The 23,909-nt window shown below is 39.2% G+C and carries 18 protein-coding genes; 1 reads left to right on the top strand and 17 read right to left on the bottom strand.

From position 1 onward, the window contains the following. Nucleotides 1–32: 32 nt before the first annotated feature. The 17 genes from ABJH98_RS04280 to ABJH98_RS04200 form a co-directional block, all read right to left on the bottom strand. Nucleotides 33–530: a PEGA domain-containing protein gene (locus ABJH98_RS04280; protein ID WP_348306395.1), complete on the bottom strand. Its 498-nt coding sequence runs from the start codon at nucleotides 528–530 to the stop codon at nucleotides 33–35. Between the two features lie 222 nt (nucleotides 531–752). Continuing rightward, a complete protein-coding gene (locus tag ABJH98_RS04275; RefSeq protein WP_348306394.1) occupies nucleotides 753–4,211 on the bottom strand; it encodes a pyruvate carboxylase in 3,459 nt (1,152 codons plus the stop codon). A 408-nt stretch (nucleotides 4,212–4,619) separates the two neighbouring features. Further along, nucleotides 4,620–5,150, bottom strand: coding sequence for a DUF5655 domain-containing protein (locus ABJH98_RS04270; RefSeq protein WP_348306393.1), 531 nt, complete (start codon nucleotides 5,148–5,150; stop codon nucleotides 4,620–4,622). 11 nt (nucleotides 5,151–5,161) lie between these two features. Continuing rightward, nucleotides 5,162–5,572, bottom strand: coding sequence for a DUF1761 domain-containing protein (locus ABJH98_RS04265; protein WP_348306392.1), 411 nt, complete (start codon nucleotides 5,570–5,572; stop codon nucleotides 5,162–5,164). A 63-nt stretch (nucleotides 5,573–5,635) separates the two neighbouring features. Further along, on the bottom strand, nucleotides 5,636–6,463 hold the full coding sequence (locus ABJH98_RS04260) for a helix-turn-helix domain-containing protein (protein WP_348306391.1): 828 nt from the start codon (nucleotides 6,461–6,463) through the stop codon (nucleotides 5,636–5,638). 428 nt (nucleotides 6,464–6,891) lie between these two features. Further along, nucleotides 6,892–7,095, bottom strand: a complete 204-nt coding sequence (locus tag ABJH98_RS04255) for a YwbE family protein (protein ID WP_348306390.1) — start codon at nucleotides 7,093–7,095, stop codon at nucleotides 6,892–6,894. A gap of 54 nt (nucleotides 7,096–7,149) precedes the next feature. Beyond that, nucleotides 7,150–8,232 (bottom strand): DNA alkylation repair protein, encoded by a 1,083-nt coding sequence (locus tag ABJH98_RS04250; protein ID WP_348306389.1) that lies wholly within the window; start codon nucleotides 8,230–8,232, stop codon nucleotides 7,150–7,152. An 86-nt stretch (nucleotides 8,233–8,318) separates the two neighbouring features. Further along, nucleotides 8,319–8,918, bottom strand: a complete 600-nt coding sequence (locus tag ABJH98_RS04245) for a GyrI-like domain-containing protein (RefSeq protein ID WP_348306388.1) — start codon at nucleotides 8,916–8,918, stop codon at nucleotides 8,319–8,321. Then, nucleotides 8,918–9,226: a hypothetical protein gene (locus ABJH98_RS04240; protein ID WP_348306387.1), complete on the bottom strand. Its 309-nt coding sequence runs from the start codon at nucleotides 9,224–9,226 to the stop codon at nucleotides 8,918–8,920. Before ABJH98_RS04240 ends, ABJH98_RS04245 begins: the two co-directional genes overlap by 1 nt. 149 nt (nucleotides 9,227–9,375) lie before the next feature. Continuing rightward, nucleotides 9,376–11,982 carry an RHS repeat-associated core domain-containing protein gene (locus tag ABJH98_RS04235; protein WP_348306386.1) on the bottom strand — a complete coding sequence of 869 codons (2,607 nt, stop codon included), beginning with the start codon at nucleotides 11,980–11,982 and terminating at the stop codon, nucleotides 9,376–9,378. Nucleotides 11,983–12,001: 19 nt separating this feature from the next. Next, nucleotides 12,002–17,707: a hypothetical protein gene (locus tag ABJH98_RS04230; protein WP_348306385.1), complete on the bottom strand. Its 5,706-nt coding sequence runs from the start codon at nucleotides 17,705–17,707 to the stop codon at nucleotides 12,002–12,004. 183 nt (nucleotides 17,708–17,890) lie between these two features. Beyond that, nucleotides 17,891–18,853: a YafY family protein gene (locus tag ABJH98_RS04225; protein ID WP_348306384.1), complete on the bottom strand. Its 963-nt coding sequence runs from the start codon at nucleotides 18,851–18,853 to the stop codon at nucleotides 17,891–17,893. A 6-nt stretch (nucleotides 18,854–18,859) separates the two neighbouring features. Continuing rightward, nucleotides 18,860–19,198: a hypothetical protein gene (locus ABJH98_RS04220; protein ID WP_348306383.1), complete on the bottom strand. Its 339-nt coding sequence runs from the start codon at nucleotides 19,196–19,198 to the stop codon at nucleotides 18,860–18,862. A gap of 84 nt (nucleotides 19,199–19,282) precedes the next feature. Continuing rightward, the gene (locus tag ABJH98_RS04215) at nucleotides 19,283–20,176 is read right to left on the bottom strand and encodes an SMP-30/gluconolactonase/LRE family protein (protein WP_348306382.1); all 894 of its coding nucleotides are present in this window, start codon (nucleotides 20,174–20,176) and stop codon (nucleotides 19,283–19,285) included. A 130-nt stretch (nucleotides 20,177–20,306) separates the two neighbouring features. Beyond that, nucleotides 20,307–21,680, bottom strand: a complete 1,374-nt coding sequence (locus ABJH98_RS04210) for an NAD(P)(+) transhydrogenase (Re/Si-specific) subunit beta (RefSeq protein ID WP_348306381.1) — start codon at nucleotides 21,678–21,680, stop codon at nucleotides 20,307–20,309. 1 nt (nucleotide 21,681) lies between these two features. Then, nucleotides 21,682–21,987 (bottom strand): NAD(P) transhydrogenase subunit alpha, encoded by a 306-nt coding sequence (locus tag ABJH98_RS04205; protein ID WP_348306380.1) that lies wholly within the window; start codon nucleotides 21,985–21,987, stop codon nucleotides 21,682–21,684. A 22-nt stretch (nucleotides 21,988–22,009) separates the two neighbouring features. Beyond that, nucleotides 22,010–23,110: an NAD(P) transhydrogenase subunit alpha gene (locus ABJH98_RS04200; RefSeq protein ID WP_348306379.1), complete on the bottom strand. Its 1,101-nt coding sequence runs from the start codon at nucleotides 23,108–23,110 to the stop codon at nucleotides 22,010–22,012. Nucleotides 23,111–23,414: 304 nt separating this feature from the next. On the opposite strand from ABJH98_RS04200, the gene ABJH98_RS04195 reads away from it, so the two are divergent. Next, nucleotides 23,415–23,888 carry a cytochrome c gene (locus ABJH98_RS04195; RefSeq protein WP_348306378.1) on the top strand — a complete coding sequence of 158 codons (474 nt, stop codon included), beginning with the start codon at nucleotides 23,415–23,417 and terminating at the stop codon, nucleotides 23,886–23,888. The last annotated feature ends 21 nt before the right edge of the window (nucleotides 23,889–23,909 follow it).

The following is a 23,909-nucleotide window of genomic DNA, read 5'->3' as shown; positions in this document are numbered from 1 at the left end:
AGCGCATTCATTTTATCTATTGTTAGCTTTATTTAATCTACTTTGTTTAGTTGGCCTATTTTCATCCAAGATGGATCAGCTTCAAGAGTCACAGCAAAGTAAATTTTATCTTCATCTGAATAATTCATGGCAGTAGATTTATTCATTTGAGCAATTATTTGGTCTGGGGTTAATTTGTACATCGCTCCATTTGAAGCATCTACTATGATTCCAATAAGTCCGCCAAAAAGAATATTTCCAAGAAACCATCCGTCCATTTCTCTTTTGATTTTTAGTTCGTATGGGTAATATCCATCTAGTGCAACTTTAACATCATACATCTGTTTGTCTGATTTATCTCCTTTTTCACGTCCCTTTCTTCTAAGTTCAATGGCTTGTGGTGTTTTTCCATATTCTTTCCCATCTATAGTTATGGTTGCTCCAGTAGGTTGGCTTGTAAAGTCTACAGTTTGAGTCGGACCATGAATGATTGATGCGCAACTTGACATTAAGAAAAGTGCTAAGGAAACTGCTAATAGTTTTGTTTTCATCTGTTTGATTTTAAAATTATTGTTTGTGAAAATTGTGCATAATTAAAGCTAACGTAGTGATATGTAGACAAAGGTGACTATATATCTATTATAGATACCTTGTACATATTCGATTTAAAATTATTTTAATAAGGTTTATCTCACTCAAATGCTGGAGGAATCAGTTACTGCAATCTAAAAAAAAAACCTATAAGGTTTTGAAAACCTTATAGGTTTAATATGCTACTCCAGCTCCACGATCAAATCATCTTGATCGACCATTTCGCCAGCTTTGATTTTTACCGCTATTACCGTTCCAGATTTAGGAGCAGAAATGGTGGATTCCATTTTCATAGCTTCGATGGCAAAAAGCGGATCGTTCTCTTCTACTACATCGCCTACTTTCACAAAAGTGCCCGATAGTTTGCCCTGCAATGGTGCTCCAATTTCATTCGGATGGTCTTTGTCTGCTTTTTGATGAGAAATAGCCGTGGCTTTCACGTGGATATCTTTCACCTGAACACGACGCACCTGACCGTTGAGCTCAAAACCGACCGTGCACATGCCCGTTTCGTCTGGCTCCAGGATGTACATGAGTTTGACCATAATGGTCTTTCCCTTACCCAATGTCACCAAGATCTCTTCTCCTTTTTTCATTCCATAGAAAAAGGCCTTAGACGGTATCTTATCCACATAGCCAAACTCTGCGTGGTGTTTGTAATAATCTTCAAACACCTTAGGGTAAAGTTTGAATGACAAGAAATCCAAGAAGTCAGCATACTCCGTATATTTCTCTTGAAAAGCAGCAAACTCTTTGTCAAAGTCGATAGGAGTCAGATGCTCATTGGGCCTGCCTTTCATCGGCTTGATGTCTTTGAGTACGACCTTCTGAAGTTGCTCAGGAAACCCTCCCTCTGGCTGCCCCAAATCACCTCTAAAGAATCCAATCACGGAATCTGGAAAAGAAAGCTTCTTGCTTTCGTCCAACACATCAGCTGGTGTCAAATTATTAGAAGTCATGAAGATTGCCATGTCTCCCACTACTTTCGAGCTTGGTGTCACCTTTATAATATCCCCAAACATCTTATTGACAACGGCATAGTTTTTCTTCACGCGCTCAAAGTCCTCTCCCACCAATCCGATAGCAGCTGCTTGCGGTTTGAGGTTCGAATATTGACCCCCAGGGATTTCGTTTTCATAGACCTGTGCGGTTCCAGCTTTGAGACCAGACTCAAATGGGTAGTAAATCTCTCGTATGTCTTCCCAATAATTGGACTGTTTGTTGATCGCCTCCAAGTTGATTTCCGGCTTTCGGTCGTGATGCCCCAGTACAGAAACCAATGAGTTGAAATTAGGCTGAGAGGTCAATCCTGACATAGAAGCCAACGCACAATCCACCACATCTACCCCTTGCTCAATCGCTTTCAAATAGGTGGCGTTTTGCATAGATGAGGTATCATGTGTATGCAAATGGATAGGCAAATCAACCGCTTCCTTCAATGCCGGAATCAGTTGCTCTGCTGCGTATGGCGTAAGCAAACCAGCCATATCTTTGATGGCCAAAATATGTGCTCCTTCATCTTCGATACGCTTGACCATATTGACGTAATAGTCCAGGTTGTATTTTTTATTTTCTGGATTCAAAATATCTCCTGTGTACCCGATACAAACCTCGGCCAGTGAATTGGTTCGTTCCTTCACAGCCTTGATGCTCACTTTCATGGCTTCGAGCCAATTGAGTGAATCAAATATTCTAAATACATCAATGCCTTCTTCTCCAGCTTTTTCTATGAATTTCTCCACCAGATTGTCAGGGTAAGCCGTGTATCCCACCGCATTAGACCCTCTCAATAGCATCTGAAAAAGGATATTTGGGGCTGCTTGTCGAAGCAGCTTCAGTCGCTCCCAAGGGCATTCATGTAAGAAGCGCATAGCCACATCGAAAGTGGCTCCTCCCCACATTTCCATAGAAAAGGTTTGTGGCACATTCTTAGCGTAGCTTTCTGCGACGCCTAATAAATCAATGGTTCTGAATCTGGTAGCTAACAAAGACTGGTGCGCATCTCGGAAGGTAGTATCCGTGAAGAGAATCTGCTTTTCCTCTTTCATCCATTTCACAAAACCTTCACGACCCAGTTCATTGAGTCTGTCCTTTGTGCCTTTTGGATACTCGGCGTACTTATCAAAAGAAGGGACAATGGGTGTCACAAACTTTTTATTCTGGTCAACGAACTTCACATCTGGATTGCCATTGACACTGACTTTGGCCAAATATTTCAAGGTCTTAGTTCCTCTATCCTGTGTTCTTGTGATTTTGAACAATTCAGGATGATTCCCAATAAAATTGACCGTGCAGTCTCCTGTATTAAATACCGGATGAGAAATCACATTCTTTAAAAAGCCTATATTGGTTTTGACTCCTCGAATTCTGAACTCTGTCAAAGTACGTTGCAATCTTTCACTCGCTCCACGAAGCGTTCTGCCTTTGGCGCTAATCTTCACCAACATCGAATCGAAAAAGGGAGAAATACGCATGCCTGGATAGGTGGATCCTTCATCCAATCTGATCCCAAAACCAGCAGCGTTCCGATAGGCTATGATAGTTCCATAGTCAGGTTTAAAATCCTGAACGGGATCTTCAGTTGTCACCCGACATTGAATGGCAAATCCATTGACTTTGATGTCTTCTTGACTGTTTAAGAAAATGCCCTTATAGGTCAAAGGATGACCCTGCGCAATGAGTATTTGAGATCGCACAATATCCACTCCCGTGATTTCTTCTGTGATAGTATGTTCTACTTGAATTCTAGGGTTGACTTCAATAAAATATACTTCACCAGATTTGTCCACCAAAAACTCGACGGTACCTACATTATTATAATCAACATGTTTGGCGATGCTGATGGCATAATCGAATATCGCTTGACGGGTTTCTTCCTTCAGATTTGGGCTGGGCGCCACTTCCACTACTTTCTGAAATCGACGCTGAACGGAACAATCCCTTTCATGTAGGTGCAATATATTTCCATGGTTGTCACCCATGAGTTGCACTTCTATGTGCTTAGGCTCATCAATGAATTTCTCAATGAAGACCGTATCATCCCCAAAAAATTTCTCTGCTTCGCTTTTGGAGTCGTAAAAGGCTTTTTCGAGTTCCTTTTCAGAACGAATCACTCGCATACCACGTCCGCCTCCACCAGAAGCTGCTTTGAGCATGATCGGATAACCAATTCGTCCTGCTTCTTTTTTGGCAATTGCAACGTCTACCAAATCTTCTTGACTATCCTGGATAACAGGCACGTTGGCATCAATCGCTAATTTCTTGGCCTCGACTTTATCTCCTAAGCGAGCCATGATCTCTGATCTTGGCCCTACAAAAATGATCCCTTCTTCTTCACATCTTCTGGCAAAAGTTACATTTTCAGACAAAAAGCCATATCCTGGATGGATGGCATCAATATGATGCTCTTTAGCCAATTTGATAATGGCTTCAATATCTAAGTATGGCTTTAAAGGCTCGTCATCCTGTCCAATTTGATAGGCTTCATCCGCTTTGTATCTGTGTAGCGAATACCTGTCTTCATAGGTGTACATGGCTACAGTCCTGACTTGTAGCTCGGAGGCAGCTCGCAAAATTCGAATAGCAATTTCTCCTCTGTTCGCTACAAGTATTTTGTCGAGTTTTTTTAAGTTTTGGGGCATTACGTCAAGTGTTAAAGTTATGGGCGTATAGAAAATATTTTGGTTACAATTGTTTAATGATCTATGTACACAAATATATGGCTTAGTGGCTGCAAGACAAGTCAAATAGAATTAGGAATTAAAAACTTATGCCCGCTGACTATGAAATTGAAATCTATCTTTCACCTACCTTCATTTTTCAAACCTATCTGATAGAATAACCTCCCATACTTGACTATTTACTTCATGAAATAGGTAAAGTATTGACGTAAATTCCCATTATTAAATAATAGAACTATGAGTTCTGATATCATTAGATTTCTTCCATCTGTAGAAAAGCAAAAACTGTTATTAGTCTTTACTTTTCTAGAATCAAAAAGCACAGATCTAAGAGCTGAATAAGGAAGATCACTATGCTTAGTGCCTCTATCATACTGCTGCTTCATAAGCTTCTCCAAGCCATTCAATTAATTCATCATCCACATCACTTACATCAGATAATTTGACTCGATGAGTGCACATAGACCCAAAAGGACCAGAAGCTTCAAGTCTCGAACCAATAGGTTTTCCTTTGAGCTTAATACCCAAATCTATTCGGTTTTTTGTCGCTGGCTTGATTAGAGCAAATTGCTTCTTTCGAATCATACTCACGCTATCTTTTTTTGGTGTTTTTGTAACGTCAGATCCGAACTTCTCAATTTCATCAATTAGCTTCTCATAAATAGGTTTCAGCACTTCTTTATTCTTATACTGTGCTTGGAGCAAATCCTGATCATTTATAGAAGCTGCATCAGACTTTCTGGCTTTTAGTGCTACGAAATTTGCATAACCATGTGTAAATCCGTGTTCTTTTTTTAGATAGTCAATAATTATTTTATGCTTCTCAATTTTAGCACTTTTCACGAGTTCGATCCAATACTTCAGTGATTTTCCAGTCTTTTCTAATAATCCTTTTTCCATAACTATTTATTTTACCAAGCTCCCAAAATAAGTCCCATTAGTGTGAGCGACACCACACAATAACCAGCATTAATAAGATAAGCTTTCAGCGATTGCATTTCAAATAGATAAAGAATGCCGAGCATCGTTGCCACCCATCCAAAACCAGCTAAAAAGCCAGCCATTGCCCCAAATGCAAAAGTAGCCTCGGTGCCAATGAACATGTCCAATGTTATTGCCGCTATAAAAGCCAGGAGCAATGAAAGTCCAAATGTCTTTGGAATATTTCTTGACTTCAGATCCTTTTCCGTAAAATTAAATGCTTGCATCCAAGCTTTTCCAAAAAGAGGTCCATACCATATACCTCCTACTAGAAAAGATGATATAGCTGCTAAAGTTACTGAGCCCCATCCAATGGCTCCAAAAGTTGTTGTTAAATCCATGTTTTAAGTTTTTTAAAACAATTTTAAGCAAGGAGTCGAAAAGAGTATTGTAAAAAATTAACCTTACTTATCTAGTGGAAAAAAATTTGGATCACTGGTTTGATTATATTCTTGCTCGATGTATTCCTTTGGATTAAATCCAGAAAAATGTTTGAACTCTTTGATGAAATGAGACTGATCTGAATAGCCGCATTGATACGCCACCTGAGACCATGGCACACTCTTTTTTTCTTGTATTTGTTGCAACAGTTCATTAAACCTTAAGATGCGCTGAAAATACTTCGGTGTTAGCCCTAAGTATTTTTTACACTGGTCAATAAGATGTTTTTGAGTATTTGGGTAATCGGCTATGGCCTCTGCATAATTAGTAACAGATTCTTGCTGTAATTTTTCAGAAATGACATATAAATCATTAGTTGGCACCTTTTGACTATCGAACCGCTTTGTGAGCCAAGCTTCCGCCAAGGCAAACTTATCATGAGAAGTTTCTGCCTGATACAGCTTTTCGCGAAGCTCCAAAATTTCTTGTCCCAGAACCTCTTCTGCCTGTACAACCTTTTCATTTAATTTTTCCAGTGGAAAATGAAAAAATGGATAGGCACCAAAAGGCTTAAACTGAATCACAAACATTTCAGATTGCTGATGTGCAGAAATTGAAATGTAATTTTTATGCATACCTGATATCCAGACTTTTGTAAAGCTGCCTTGCTCTGTTAAGTTTTCATTGTCATAGGTATGACGAACAAAACCATCAAGTTCAAATATGATGAAGATGTGCCCTGTTGGCACTACTCTTTGAATAGAATGATCTGGCACAAATTGGCTTATATGAAATATGGATTGAATAAATGGCGTTAAATGCTCACTCGAATTATGGGGCACAAATTGCATAAATGAATGTTTAGATTTTATCCATGAAAGATACCTTAACTTCCAAAATCATGCAACACTAAGAACACTTGCATGTAAGCCCACTACTGTCCTTCGAGGATGGCGTAGGCTGACTTGAATTCTTGTTTTTGCGTATATCTTCGATTTCTTGGTATTCCGAACTAAGCTTAGTGAGCTGCGCTAATACAAGTAAATAAACAACACAATGACTACTAAGCAGTATACCAATTGTACCTAATATGAGCACCATTTCAATATTAAGTGGATTGGTTTGTTACTGCATAGAATGTACTTGATCAACGGGTTTTTCATTTTTTAAATTAATTCGTACGATTTAATTCAATGATGAAAGGCCCGAGCCGAGAAGCAAATACCTGAAATTAGGTATTCTAGCAATTAACCCTAACAGGTTTAGTTAGTTAAATCATTCAGGATTCTTCCACGATCTCCTTTACCCTTCCCACTTCTCCCGTTTCGAGTTGAACCTTAATGCCATGTGGGTGATTGGGTGATTTGGTCAGGAGCCTTTTGACGATACCATTTGTTAATTCACCAGATCGCTGATGGTGCTTTTGCACAATTTCTACTTCTGCTCCTATATGGATGTTTTTTCTTATGGTTCCTTCGGACATGAGGCTAAGATACATCACCAAACCCATAAGATTTTGAAAACCTTATGGGTTTATCTACACTAACTCAAATTCTTCCTCTGCCAACTTTTTACCATTCACCAGCACGCCAATCTTGTGCAATCCAGGGTGATGCTTTCTAGTAGTTAAATCCCTAAACGATAGTTTTTTATTGAATTTGGCTGAATCGTCCGAGGCAAACTCCTTTTCAGTCACATGAAAAATTTTGTCCGACAAGGAACCATTGGACTTTTGATAAGAAACTACAAATCCTACTTTGGCGAAAGCAAGCTTTGATTCCAAATTTGAAATCTGGAACTCAAAATTGAAACTTCCCCCCATCTTTACTTCTTTTTCGGATAGCTGGAGTTCTGATACTTCAAACTTTGCTTTATCATCAAAACCAATGATTTGTAAAGCTTTTGCATTTCCCTTTTTGAGCATATTTCGTAGTCCGTGCTTCACAATCCAGTCCGTGTGATCATTCGCGCCATACCAATTGGCACAAAGATTCAAGGCAACTTCAGGGTGGTCTTTGGTGATGTCGTTGATATTGTTGGCTACACTTTTCCGTACATAAAGTGATTCATCTGATTTTAGATTTTCTAATATGGGTAATACTAACGAAGAATCTTTTTTAAATGCAGGCAAAGCCATCGCCCAAGGTAACCTCGGACGGCAACCTTCTGAAGCGAGCCTCCGAACATGTTCATTTTCATCCTTGCTCCACTGTAACATCTCCTTCATAACTTCCTTTTCAAAAGCTAGTATAAATGGACGAATGGCAAATTCTGATGAAGAATATTTTGTCAATTCATACAAAGCTTTCAAAGACTCTTTAGGGTGATCCAACCCATACACTTCCACATAATCTGGAAATGTCATGCCCCTAAGACCGCTAAATTGAGCAGCTATGTCTACAACTATAGGCAATTGACTCAAATAGTCGAGAGAAGTGTGAGCATGAATCATATGGGTGATATGTCTCATTCGATCTTTCAGTTCTCTGACTTCCCAGTTTTCATTAATTGTTGAGCGGACAAAACCATCCAAATTAAAAGACTCATCTTTTCTAGCTAATTCATCTCCCAGTTTGGTGACAAAAGCTTCATTGAATTCGTTTTTGAGTGGTTCAGGCATAGTTTGGAGTGAGTTGAAAGTTCAAAGTTGAAAGTACACTCAGTTCTCAACAATCAAGAGCATGCAGCTGAGAACTGAGTATTCTACTATTTAACGGCGTATCGAATAATTGTTTTCAATTTTTCTTCAGCAGTTTTAGTAGGGTCAGAAATGTAAATTTCATGATGGTGTCCATTGAGTTGCAAATTGTTCATTTTGACATACTCCATGATCTTATTGATACTTGGCTCCTCTTTATAATAAGACCCTTTGTGTAATACCTGCACACTTCTCCCCTCATAGACCGGTTTGAGTTGGACTTCATTAGCCAGTACAATTTGCTTTTTGTGAATGACCTCCTCCACTGCCTGATCGACGTGATCAGTAGTCACGAATTCTGGCATTCTGATCATCAATTGCCAATGCCAATCTTTCTGAGGGGTCTCATCAAAGACAAGTCCTTCTTCTACCCACCAAAAAGCCTCCAACTTAGGCACCACAAAATCTTTCTTATCTGATTTGCAATATTTCTTTACCGTGTACGCCACTGCATAGATGGCACCGATGCTATTCTGAAACAATGCTCCATCTGGAGCACCAATACCACTTATGGTTAAACAATTAAGCTGTTCAACCTCAAGCTCCATAGGCTTACTATTCGCTTTGTAATAGTTAGGATATTCTTTTATGAGATTTATCTTTTCCATCAGGCCACTTGTTTTACGTGTAAGAAAAATTTTACTTCTTCGAATGCAGACAAATAAGGTGCGTAGAGTTCTTCCTGCTGCATTTCCTTTACTTTTTCAGCGGCAAACTCAGCACATTCTAAGTTCTTCCATTGGACTTGATCAACGAACAACCCTTCTTCTTTTACAGAATGATAGGTTTGATAATTGAGCATTCCGTCAAAACTTTTGACGAGCTCTCTGAAATGATGAATAATGTTGGACTGGTAATTTTCCACCTGATTAGGTTTGATTTTGTAAATCACCAATTCCGTTATTTGATCGGTCATTTGTATAAAGTTTAGTTTTTGAATATGTTTTATACAAATGAAATACCGACCACTGACAACCCTATGTCAGTGGATTTTTTTGAAAAGAAAATATTTGATTAATCTCTTGAAAAGATCAAGAAATTGCTATCCTAAAGTATGAAACCTACTTATATTAAATCATCTATTTCGTCCCAAGAATAACCAAACAGATAGCCTGGAATAAATGCTAAGCTGATAATAGAAGCCACTTTCGCTCCGACATTAGCTCCTTCCCAAAAATCATCATTAGCGTAATAACCAATAATACCACCGATTAATGCACCTAGGAACAACACAGGCCAAAATATTAGATGAACCAAGCCAGCAAAAAAACCATGCTTGAATCCAGCAAAAGGATGATAATTATCCCAAAGATCTCCAATATGTTCCCATAGTGATTTTCTGCCATCAGGGTCGAAAAATCGAAGTGGATTATTGTTGCCATAAGCATATTTCAACAAATGTGTCCTGGGATCGTGTAGGTTGCCAGCATCTGGATCAAGTTGAAAAAAGCGACCAGTTGCCGGGTCATAATGCCTCGCACGAATGTAATAGGCCTCTAGTTCGCGGTCGTATTCACGACTTATATAGAGAAAGTCATTGCTGATTGATGCATTTTCATACAACAACTCACCAAAAGGTCCATAGGTATATCTGGCAACTATCTCCCCATCATGATCTAGGATAGCCTGTACACTGCCAAATTTTCCTTTTACGTAGTAATAAGCTTTCTCATTTCGTACAAAACCAAATGAATGGTCCAACTCACGTATCCCAACATAAAAATTGGTGGTATTGAACTCCGAATCTAGCTCAGCCAATACATTTTTTACATCATGTATGTACCACTTGTCTATACTTTGTTCTGGCAGACTGTGGTTTTTAACCACTTTTCTTACCCTTCGACTCAGACCATCATAGCCATAGTTTGCCTCCACCAGTACCTGCCCATCAGATGCTTTTCGACTGAAAGCTGTAACCAGATCAAAGGCATTATATTCAAAACTAGTTAAAGAACCATCGGCTTTATTCTCCTTGGTTGCAAGATTTCCATTTTGATCATAAGAGTATTTGTAGCGTTCATCTTCAAGCAGTTGATATTTCGAATCATCGTAGATCAGTTCAAAGTTATTTTCTTTAATCCTGTTTCCAAGGTCATCATACTCCAATGTTCGTTGATAGGATACATTTTGCTCATGCCCACTTAGTTCTGCTGTGGTTAATTCATTAAACATGTTATATTCAAACAACCAGGAAGCCTGACCCACTACTTCAGCGGATATGCAATTTCCTTGCTCATTGTAATGGTATTCCTGCTCAAAAAGTTTTGATTCCCCTTTGTTGACCAGCATTGATGTTTCGTTTGAGCCTTTGCTAGTGGTGGTTATCTTAAATTTGTCATGCTCAAAAATTGACGGGCGCTTGTTTTTGATGGTGCCTAAGCCCAAATGGAATTCTCCACTCTCAATATCTATAAGTTGACCATAATCATCATAGTCAAAAGTTATCTCCTGGCCTACAGCAGCAATCTTGGTACAAAGTCCCGAACGATCATAGTTATATTTAACAGCATATTCTTGTTTTTCTTCAAACAAACATGATTCTTCTTTTAACATCCCAGTAAGATCATATTCACGACTGATGTCTGCCAGATTATTTTTGTTACGGATCATTCGGTTATTGATATCAAATTCTTGTTCAATTACTTCACCTCCTGCAATTATCTTTATGGCATTTCCAGATTCGTCATATTCATACTTTATTGATAACCCATCTGGTTTAGTCAATTGTTTAAGATTACCTTTCTGATCATAATCATACTTCCAAGTATTGCCGTTGACATCTCTTTTCTGGATCAACCGATCATAGACATCATAATCAAAAAATGATGACTGTCCATTGGATTGAATAACCTCTATGATCCGCATATGTTCGTCATACATGTAGCCAGTTTTGGCTCCATTTTCGATCACTTCAACAGGTCGATTGAAACTATCATATAGATATTCTTTAGTAAGATTACCCTGTACAGATCGTACAACATTACCTGAATCATCATTGTCAAAAGTTTCTGTCTGACCATTATTTTTGAATTCGGAAAGATTTCCATGGTGATCATAAGTGAAAGTTTGATCCATTCCCGAGGTGCAATTAACTGATTCTATCTGACCAAAATCATTGTATTGTCTCTCTTCAACTACTTTAACTTGTTCAATTTTTTTACCCTTTTCATCCGTTACATATTTTCCTTCATCATCTTTTTGATAGTTCATTAGGCTTTTTCTGGTCTGCAGGTCATCCTCGTAATCCCAAAGAGTAAATCGACCTTCACCATCTTTGTGTTTTATGAGATGATTCCCTTCGTATTCGAAAACCTCCAATGTTCCTTTTTTTTCATCTTTTCTCTTGATCATACGACCATCCTCGTCATAGGTCATACTGACTTCCTGTTCATCAGATGTTATATAAATAGGCTGAAGTTGTTTGTTAAACACCGTACTTACAGTCTTTCCTGATGGATAAATCACTTTCCTGATTGTACCCTGATCTCCTGCTTCAATTTTTACTTCAAACCCACTCGTTTGAACCTTGGAGGAGGCATCATCTATCGAAATTTCACCTTCAACTGGTTTAGCTTGATCTTCTGGTCTGATGATTTCCGTTACGTCACCTTCTCTTTCTATTTGTTTCAATAGGCCCGATCTTGTATAAGTATAATTAGTAATTCTTGACATCTTATTTTCAGTTAGTGGTTTACCGTTCTTCTTTAGATAATATTTTTCCAGACTCGTCATAGGTAAATTTCAGTGTCCGTTGATCTGGAAGATTTACTTCAATGAGATCCTTTCCGCTTATGATAAGATCCGTTTGCCTTCCTGCATGATCAGTAATTTGTTGAAGCTTACCATCTGGACTATAGCTTAGCGCTATGAATTGCCCTTTATCAAAATCTATCTTGACAAGGTTTTGTTTTTCATCATAAGCATAATTGATCTCATTCTTCCCTTTGATCACAGTTTTTTGTTGGAGGCCTTGTGAGTCAAAGTATGCCTTTTTACCTCCTTTAAATTGACGAATCCAGCTACCATCTGCATTTCGTTCTAGTGTGGAGTCGAAATAACCTATTGGTCCCCTCATCTTAGTTGCGCCCGCTTCTAAAAATGATCTCGTGACCTGACGTAATTTACCGCTATCCATAATCAGTAAATTGCCATTGGAAGTAAAAGCCATGTGTCCATCAGACCCTATGGATGCATCCAATGGATCGAGATTCTCGTCCTTGTCAGTATTGCTTCCTCCAGCAAACTCATGGATTAGCCCACGCTCATCTATTTTCAGGATTTTACTATAAGTACCTGCATTTATATATAAGTAACATAAGTCGGAATCATCGCAAATCACTTGATGAGCATCATCTAGTTTGAAAAGCTGACCATTGATACCTGTGGTAGTGCTTCCATTTGGGTTGCCTGCCATGTGAATGAGGTTGCCATTGGGATCCACTTTTACTAAACCCTGACTGAGGTCATCTCCTTTAGAAATATCAATTAGGCAAACGACATTACCCTCAGTATCCAAACACAACGATCCTGGGGACGGTATGCCCGTATTTTTGGCATCATTTATTGCTGGGTTGAAAATTATACTTCCATCTCCTGCCACAGTCTCTAACCTTCCTTCCTTATTAATTTTCCTTATCCTATGGTGTCCTTTTTCGCTGAAAATCAAATCTCCTTCCTTGTCAATGGCAAGACCGAAAGGCGAGTATATCGAAGCTTCCTTAGCCAATGTGCCATCAGCGGAAAATCCTGTATCTGCTAGATAGGTCCATTCTGTTTTGTTTTCCAGATAATCAGTCTTAGAATTACCACTTGTTCTCGTATACCTAACATCAGGGCTGACATCTTTAATCTCCTGTATTCTACCTACTACTACTTCCCAATCTTTGTAGTCATTTGCTTTGGTTAATTTGTAAATTCGATGTGTGCCTGCATCAGCTACGAATACATCTCCGTTGGCATCTTTGACCATACCTTCGAGTTGTGGTATAAGACTGGTGTTTTCATGTTTTTGACTACTCGGCGAATCTTTATCATGCTTCCAATCTTGCATTAAATCCCAACGAGAATGATGTTTGTGATAGAGCACAAACCGGCCGCCGATTATGCGATGATGGCACCATTTGATACCGCTCCACGAAATACCGCAAGGATAAGGAATGGATAGGTAATAATACGCCCATACGGGCTCGGACCACGAGATCTTTTTGTATACCTTAGTTTGTAAAGATTTTTCTTCACGGTTTTCTATAGGTGATAAATTATGTGAGATAATAGAAACCTCTGTTTGACTATCAAGATCGAATAGACTGACTTTGTCTTCGTATTTCAGTAATGCTTGTCTACCATCACCAAGCAGGCAAAAGCTTTTTGCTTCATTGTACAGTTTCACCGACAAAGTATCGCGTATTGAAAAATTCAAGGCTCTTTCTCCTTCTATTAGTAAAGCCTGAAAGTGATCAACTGGAATTATTCTTGCCACATCTTTCATAACCCAACCTCTACCTAATGGACTCTGCGATTGATTGTTGATAATGATAGATCCTGCATTGCTCCTATTAAGTAGATCGGTGGTGTCCATAGGTCTGACTTGCATCTCTTCTGGCATAGCCTCTCCACTAGTTAGACTATTGGATACTTTATCGAAGAAACTGATTTGTTCATCAATTTTAGCTCGTAAATCTGGATCTGTGACTTCTTCTCTTACGTTTTTCATCCTAACTATAAATCCTGGATCGATGAACATGGACTTAGCTATTGATGAATACCTGATTAAATTATAACCATCATAGGCTACGCTGTATTTGGCAAGAAATGAGTAAATACCAGTTGGTAAATCTATAGGTGGTTCTATGGTAGCATTAATCGCAAGGTTTAGTGGAAGTTCATAAGTATCTATGGTAGTATCTTCTACTTTATAAGTGACCGGCTTGCCATAAATGGTAATCTCATCCGATTTTTGATCTCCCATAAAATACTCTGCTTGTATAGATCTTGGCCACATGTTGGTTTCTACTTCTGGAATGATTTCCCATTCTATTTCATAGAGTGTCACTACATTAGAACTAATCGTATAGAACCCATCAAAGTCTCGAAGCTGCTCGTCTTCGGATAGTGTACTGATCGGGTCATCCTCAAGTCCGAAATATTGTATTACCGTTTGGTCTGGTTTGGACAGGTTCCCAGGTAAAAAACGAAAATCGGTACTATATAAATCAAGAATGACTTTTTTCCCTTTTTGCGTTTGCGTATTTAGCGTATGTTCAAGCTTCTTAAAAGATTTTACTCTTTTCAGGCCTTTAAATATTCCTGAAACATTTACGGTTGGGTCTGCTGTTCGGCTATTGTATACCAATCCCGGTGTTACTTCCTTATTCATGTACTTGAATGAAGGCAGCGCTACATCGACCGTCAGGCCATTGTTGAGGGTATTGAATCCCTGCTGGTGCATGGCCTCTTCCAATACTTCAATTTGTGGCTCGTAAACAGATAGTGCTTTTTCGGAGAAGCTACGAATTCCGTGTCCAGGAATGGTTTTAATCTTCTCACCATCATGGCTTACTCTGGCCATTGCGGCTATTTTGTATCTACCAGTCAGATGATCAAAACTGTATAGAGGAATTGTAGTATCTGGGTCAAGGTTATTGAGGTTATTAAACTCCAATGTGGCTTCGTTTTCGCCGATTATCTTGAGCCCGCTGGGTTCAAGTGAAAGCACATGATTTGCTGTTGAAAATCCTGCAGGTTTGTAAGGCAGATCCTCGGCATCCAGGAGCCGTATTGCTACTTTTCCACCTGTATCAAATGGAAAAATCACACTTTCTATAGGTGGCATTACAATTGTCACTTTACCCTTGGAATCATTAATTTCTGTATATGATCCAGACTTCAACTCAACACCCTCTTGGGCAACAACAGCATTTAGTAAAACTAGATTTCCTAAATCGTATGTTTTATTATAGGATAGCTTCTTACGAATTCCCAATCGCTGATAGGTATCTGTACTGGCCTCTGGGGGCTTAACTTTTATCAAATTGACCCCGCTTTTGAGTGGCTTGGTGTAGATACAAAACTTACCATCCGAGTCTGCCAAACTCCAGCTTTCGGTTTGTTCTACGTAAATCCTACCTGAAACCAAAGGTTTACCATCCTCGTCCAGTAATTTTCCATATACTGCTGTGGACAGTTCATTAGTTTTAAAAATGGAGAGCATATTGGTCTCCACAAAATTGCCTGCCTGATCAGATATTTTAGCTTTAACCTCATTTAATCCATCCTGCAGATTTACCTGAGCGCTAAAGCTATAATCAGATAGCACCTTGCCCTTTTTTCCATTGATTTCTACCTGAAAAGTATCGTAAGCAGCGTCTTCACTGGTGATCTTGCCACTAATTTTCAATTTCCCGAACGATGTAGCCGTAAGATGCAATTCGTGATCCAAATATCCGGTAGGCGGAGTAGTATCGTAGAAAAAATTGGTGTTCACTGTCCGTTGATTACCCACAATATCTTCTACCAGAATTTCGACTTTATGTTCTTGTTCTTTTAAATTGGTAAGAGCTGCAGAAAATCCAGCAGCAGTAAGTTTACATTCATCGCTAATATCCTTGCCATTGAGAATCACCTGAATGGATGTCACATTGACTCCAGATATTTGATCAGCAAACTTCCCAAATAGGCTAACCTCTTTTTTATTGACATAAGTTGCTGGTTTAGGGTTAATGTCGTAGACCTCAGGGCCTTCATCATCAGCAATAAACTCAATGACTTTTTTACCTTCATTGCCTACCCCATCCTCAAATATCAATTCAATTTTATGAGGCCCAGCTGTCAAATTTCCGTCATGTCTGTATTCGGCCCGATCTGAAGTTACAATTACCTTGTTAGATACATCTGTACCATCCAATATCATGGTCACTTTGTGCACTCCGCTTCCTTCCACAGCAGTACATTGGCCAATTTCTACTCTTTTAGTAATGCCCATATCCAGTGCATTATGTAAATAGCTCATTTTACTATAAAGCTCTCCCGCTTTGTCGATGGTGACATTTCCTTTTTTAGCAATGTCCTCAATGGACATGGCGACTACATCATAAATAGTTAGATGTAAAAGTTTGCGGTACACATTAGCATCTACCTCAACATCGGTAACCAATCTTGCTCTAGATATTTTCCTGATCAACGGAACTCTTTTAATTCCTACTATCGGATTCTTATTGGGGTTGAGTTCAAGGAGTTGATAAATTTTATATACCCCGGCATCGAGATACGCTTTCAGGCTTCTTCCACCAATTCCAAGCATTTCCTTAATTGGTCTCCGCGCGATAGCCGGTAATTGTTCGTCTCTGAAGAAAATTTGGAATAGTGGGTCTTTGGCATTCACCACAGCATTGTTTTGTGGAATTGTTTTGACTATACTAGGCGGGATGGTGTCAATAAATACATCAAATGATAACTCCTCACTCCTATTGCCTACATGGTCACTTATTGATGCCGCTATGGTATGGCGCCCCTCCCACAAATTACTTTTAAGTCGGCATATCAGCTTCTTTTTGTTATTGCCTTCAATATCTTGAACATTGCACTCGAACGGAAAATCCACACCATTGATTTCAAATGTTAGGCTTGTGTCATCGATTCCACTAATTTCATCCAAAGCAGTTAATTCAAATGAAGGTCGAAGATCTCTTGAAAATAGTTCTGATTGATCGATCTCAAGTATTGGAGCTGTGGTATCCAATGCAATTGTATGTTCGAGTTCAACCTGGGTATTGGAATATTCCTGAAAAGAAAGCTCTGCTTTAATTGTATTGAGCCCTTCCTGGAGTGGTGTGGACAGCTTTATTTGCGCATTTTTTTGATCGAAAGAAGTAACGGAAGTAACATCCTTTCCATTCAAAAAAGTACGGATAGTAGATGTGGCATCAGCCTGCTTTGAATCAAACTGGTATTCTGTAGGGTTCTCTTCATCTTCTTTTAGACCCTGCTTCACAAGAAACAACTCTATATCAAAGCTAATGATCGGCAACAGAATATTGCTGATCTTAGGAGAAAAGTTGACAAATCTTGCCCTAGGTTCATACTTATACTTGAGTGGGATTTCCAGTCCTTTTACTTCCAGATCAATACCCTCCAGACTATCTACGATTTCAGTCTCGGATGCCGGGTCATATCCTTCGACAGTCAGGGAATGCACACCAGAAGCAAAACCTTCAAAATCTAGTTCGACGTCATAAGTGCCTGATTCGACACCGTTTTCGTTCATAAGGCTACCAACATTTTTGCCTTCCGACATAAATGAAAGTACCGTGATCTTTTTAGATTTTGCGGTAAAGTTAAAATTTACAGTGATCTTATTTTCAACAGCAAGAATTTGCTCTTCGGGGAGGTTGGCAGTCATATCCATAGGTTCATGGTTTGAGCTGCCTACTTAAATTTTAACATTATAAAATTAAAATCCAAGAGAATTGAAGTCTTTCGAAGACTTATTAATGATATAAACAACAATTGACCATGGATATCTTATATTATGCAACCGTTTTAGATTACATGATTACCACTTTTTTCAAAATTGAATTCCGAATCACGAAAAAACTGGCGAATAATGACAAGTCAATTTTTCAATCAGTTGCTGCATTTGATTTTCAAGCTCAGGGGAATTGAGAATTTGAGCCGAGTCTGTGAACATCAGTAGCCAGCGGGCAAAATATTCACACTCTCCTACCATGAAGGTCATTTCTACACCTGCTTCAGTTTTTTTCTCGTCTATAAAGCCATAGTAATATCTCTGATCTCCGATGATACGAGCCACTTTCTTGGCAAACAAAATTTTGATCTCACTTACATCTTGCTGCATTTGTCTCACAAAAATGTGCTCTTTAAAATCATCACGAAGAGAAGGGTCAAAGTGTTGATCTAGCAATTGAAGCTTCGTAATCCTGTCCGTGCGGAAATCTCTTACCCCATTTCGCATACGGCAGAAGGCTATCAAATGCCAATGGTTGGCATAATGACAAATGCCTAAGGGTTCTACTTCCCTAGAAGAATAAGTATCGCTGTAATTAGCGTAATATTCAAATGACAATACCTGATGTGAAACCAGAGCATTTTTGATGTCATTTAGAAACAGGTCTGGAAATGCTTTTTCGACTGGAATGGATGGAGAGACTATTTCTATGTACTTCTCCAGATCTTGTACATAATCCTTTTGCGTATTCTTCAGAACAGCTCTCACTTTTGTAAGTGCATTTTCAAACTGATCAACCAGAGATTTATCACCTTGTCTTTCTAATAATTTGCCCGCTAGCAAAATTGCCCCAGCCTCTTCCTTCGTAAACATCACTGGCGGAATGTAATAACCTTCAACAATGAAGTAACCTTTTTCCTTTTCAAAACCAATAGGCACGCCAGCTTCTCCAAGTGCCTTAATATCTCTAAAAACCGTTCTTTCGCTGATGTCAAAGTGATCGGAAATGTCATCGATGGTGACATGTCTTTTGCTTTGCAACTTGAGCATGATAGCGGTCAATCTGTCGATTCTATTCATGGCTAATCAATTGGTAGTTCTGCCTTCATTCTCCATTATTAATCGAGCATCTTTCCAGTTCGGGGGTTGATCTGTTTCATATCCATGTGCCTTAACCTCTGAGGCATATTTATTCCAATGTTGCATAGCCTCTTTATGATCTCCATTGATCATGAACTGTTGCATGGCTTGCTTTGAATTCCAATGTGTAATGGTATAAAAGTACCTAAACCAGCGATTGGATAATTTCACTTTTAAATTACCAGGAGCAGCTTTAGCCTGTTGGGCGGCTTTATTGGACTGCCTCGCAAACCTAGGCAATAGCCAAATGGATTTGAGCTTAAGTCGGGTGATGGATACATACATGACTTAAATGTACCGATTTAAGCCATTTTAGTTTCAATTGAAGGTAGAAAAATCGTCAAAGAGAATTTGAAGAAATAAAACTAACTATTGGAATAGAGACCAGCTTCTCCCAACCGATTCCGTTTCAAAAGTTTCGATATAACCTCGATCCTGACAAGTGACATAACAGGTCTTACCTTTAGGTCCACCAAAAGCTATATTGGTGGGTTTCTGACCTTTGAGTTTGACTTCTTTGATCAATTCTCCTTTCGGCGAAATAATCGCAATCACTCCTTTACCATATCGAGCTACATAAAGATTCCCCTCCATGTCGCAACGCATTCCATCCAATCCATGATCAGGAAATTCAATGACCAGTCTTTTATTCGATATTTCTCCATTTTCAGATAAATCATATGCCCAAATTTTTCGCTGAACGCTTTCATTGACATACAATATACTATCACCAGGAGCCACTTCTACACCATTGGTTGTACCCGTATTAGATTCTAGCAGAACAAAAACACCGTCTTGATTGATACACCAAAGCTTACCTGTACTTTCTGCCCAGTTAGGGTCACTAGCATATAAGGTGCCATTGCTGGCAATGGCCATATCGTTGGGCTGATTGAGTGTGCTATCATGAGCATATACAACCACTTCTTTGTGTATTGGATCAATAGTCAGTACATTATGATTCACATAGTCTGCTAAAAACATCAATCCTTCTTGATTGAACCTAATGCCATTGGCCACACTCCCCTCAGGTAAACTATCGATGTAAATTTCAAATTTTCCTTTTGCGTCTACCTTGCCTATTGTGCCATTTCTTTCAGGGTTTACAAAGAATAGATTGCCTTGAGTATCTACTGCAGGGCCTTCCAAGCCTTGAGTAAAGTCACCTACAAAAGCATAGTCGGATGCCGTGTACAAGGTTGGATTTTGTGTGCAACTTTGAGCAACAATAGAAAATAAGAATATGTAAAAAGTATATCGCATTGAACTTCATTTTCAAGCAAATTAAAAAATGCACGTTGGTTAGCACTTGATTTTTCGCTGGATGGGTCAATTACACTTCCATATGCACCATTCCAAACTTGATACCTTGGAAGAGTTTAGGAATCAAACATTAATCCATCACCTTCACCTCATTGTTCAAAGTCTCAATGGTGTCTTTGGCATCACCGAAAAGCATTTTGGTTTTATCATGAAAGAATAGCGGGTTTTCAATGCCCGAATAACCTTTGCTCATCCCTCTTTTCAATACTACCACATTTTTAGAATTTAGAATTTCCAATACTGGCATCCCATAAATAGGGCTACCAGGATCATCCAAGGCAGATGGATTCACTACGTCATTGGCTCCAACTACCAGACACACATCTGTATCAGACAACATGCCATTGGCATCGTCCAGATCGATCAACTTGTTGTACGGTACATCCGCTTCAGCCAAAAGTACGTTCATATGCCCTGGCATGCGACCCGCGACTGGGTGAATGGCATAATTTACATTCACACCTCGGGAGGTCAGATTCTTATCCAATTCCTTACAAGCTTTTTGTGCCTGTGCGACCGCCATTCCATAACCCGGAATCACCATTACGTTTTGCGCATACCGCATCATGATAGCCGTATCGTTGGCTGTGGTTTCTTTAATATCGCCTTGATCAGTAGCTACAGCAGACGCTGAAGCTCCAAATCCACCTACCACCACATTGATCAATGAGCGATTCATGGCCTGACACATCAGAACGGTAAGTATGGCCCCTGAAGAGCCTACCAACACCCCACCAAGAAGCATGACCATATTGCCATAGACCAAACCAGCCAATGCGGCAGCAATGCCAGTCAAAGCATTCAATAATGAAATGACCACTGGCATATCTGCCCCACCGATGGGCAAAACGAAAGTCAATCCATAAATGAGTGAAACAATGAGAATAACTAGAGGTAAATATTGATAGACAGTAGGATGAGCCACTTGGAAAATGATTAATCCCAAACACAACACCAACCAGATCAGATTGAAATATGCAGAAATTGCACTCCTCCAATCTTTCACTTTACCTGCAAGCTTACCATAAGCAATCAAACTACCGGTAAATGCCACTCCTCCTATGAACAAGGCCATGTAGGTAGTCGCCATCAACCCGTAGGAGGAAGATGCATCAAACTTGTAGGCTTCAAGGATAGAAATACTAACTGCACATGCACCACCAAATCCATTGAAAACAGAAACCAATTCCGGGATGCCAGTCATTTCTACTTTCTTGGAATACACCAATCCAATGATAGAACCAACAACTATAGCAGCGAAAATATACAATAGATTACCCTGATCATTAGCCATTGGACTGAATATAGCCACCAAAATGGCGGAGCCCATGCCTAAAGCTGCAATCACATTTCCATTTCTAGCCGTCGATGGGCTGCTCAGTTTTCTCAATCCAATGATTAAAAGGATCGTTGAGACTATATATAATAACTCGATGTACTGCATCTTATTTCTTCTTAAACATTTCCAACATACGATTGGTCACTGCATGACCGCCTACTACATTGATGGTACCTAATACAATTCCTAAGGCTCCCAAACTCAAAGTCAGATAATCATCCGAAGTCGCTTGTCTGACAAGTATGATGGCCCCAACAATAACAATCCCACTGATCGCATTCGACCCTGACATCAATGGTGTATGCAATACGGTAGGCACTTTTGAAATGACCTCAAACCCCAAGTAAATGGTGATAATTAAAAGGTTGATCATGAGCACGTGCTCCTTCAGATAATCTAATATCTCTAACATGTTTTCTGAATTTTAATAATGATTAGGCGGATACAGCAGAATTCTCTTCTACTTTCAACAATGACTGGCTGACAATCTCACTGTCATACGGCAAATTCTCCTTGCCTTCTTTGAGAATGTATTTCAAGAAATTGTAAATATTGTTGCTGTACAACAAGCTCGCTTGTTTGCCCATCTGATTGTACAATTTTGCATCGCCAATGATTTTAACACCATCTATATCTACTGTCTGATTGTCTTTCGATAATTCACAATTTCCTCCACTCGCAGAGGCCATATCTACAATCACACTTCCCTGTTTCATAGCATTCACTGTACGGTTCTCTATCAGTATGGGAGCCTTTCTTCCTGGAATATTGGCCGTGGTGATTACCACATCAGACTTTACTGCTGTATCGTGGATAAGTCCTTTTTGCTTGGCTATGTATTCATCGGATTGCTCTACTGCATATCCGCCAGCAGCACTATCTTCCTGAGCTCCTTCAACTTCGATGAATTTGGCCCCCAAACTCCGTACTTCTTCTCTTACGGCGGTTCTCACATCGAATGCTTCTACTATAGCTCCTAGCCTTTTGGCAGTAGCAATGGCTTGCAATCCAGCCACCCCGGCTCCAAGTACTAATACCCGTGCTGGAGGAATTGTGCCAGCAGAGGTAGTCATCATAGGAAAATAACCTGCAAACTCATCAGCTGCAGTCACTACGGCTTTGTAACCAGATAGCGAAGCCAATGATGAAAGCACGTCCATAGATTGTGCAATGGTAGATCTCGGCAATAAATCCAGGCTAAAAACCAGTGCTTTGGATGATTTGAGATTGGTGATTAATTCAGACTCTACTCTTCCGTTGAATTTTCCAACGAGAAGTGCTTTGGATTTGATTTGATCAATATCTGATTTAGGAATGCTGGTGCCAGTAAGAATGACATCGGATTTGGAAAGGACTTCATTTCTTGATGAAATGACTGCGCCTGATGATTCATAAAGTTCATCGCTGTAACCAGATGCTTTTCCAGCTCCGGCTTCAATCACGATTTGAAACTCGTCTTTAATCAATTTGGTAGCCACCTGTGGGACTAGTGCCACCAGATGTTCCTCCTTACATTTCACTACACCAATTACCATTTCATGCTTATTTATACTTCAATAGAAATACAATTTTTGGGTTAGTTGCATTATGGGCGCTAGCGCGTTGCAAACGTACTAAGTAATAGGTAATAATTCTGATATATTATTCAATTATACTGGTGTTTTATTGCCATTATGATAATAATCTATCACTAAGTCTATTCTACTTGAATTATGACAAAATCGAAATATCCCGATCATCCTTTTTATTAAGTGATATCTCTCTGCTTCAAAACTGACATCTGTCATATTTTGACCTGCCTACTAACCATATTTTTACTAAAAAACAATTCAACGAACTATGAAAAAGTTAGTATATCCTATCATCGGTCTCCTCCTATTATTTAGCGCATGTGGCAGTGAAAAAAGCAGTAGCGAAAGTGTAAAAGATAAATACGCTAAGAAAGCGCCAAAATCACTAGCTGAACTTGAAAAAGAGTATCAAAAATATAACGGAATTGGGCCAGTAGCCGCATTCGAAATACCTGCAGATATTGATCAGACCAAGGCTGAAGAAGGTAAAACCATCTTTGAGTCAAAATGCACAGCTTGTCACAAAGTGAATAAAAAATTCATTGGCCCTTCTCCAAAGGACATATTAAAACGAAGAAATCCTGCATGGGTCATGAACATGATTTTGAACCCAGATGAGATGGTTCAAAAAGACCCCTTGGCCAAGCAGCTACTCATTGAGTTTAATGGATCTCCAATGGCCAATCAAAACCTAACTGAAGATGAAGCAAGAGCGGTTTTGGAATACTTCCGAACACTATAATAAGACTTTACAACTAACAAA

The organism is Reichenbachiella sp. (genome assembly GCF_039969095.1).
Taxonomy (GTDB): Bacteria; Bacteroidota; Bacteroidia; order Cytophagales; family Cyclobacteriaceae; genus Reichenbachiella.
Note: the sequence above shows the minus strand (reverse complement) of the source record. Positions and strands in the feature narration are given on the sequence as shown.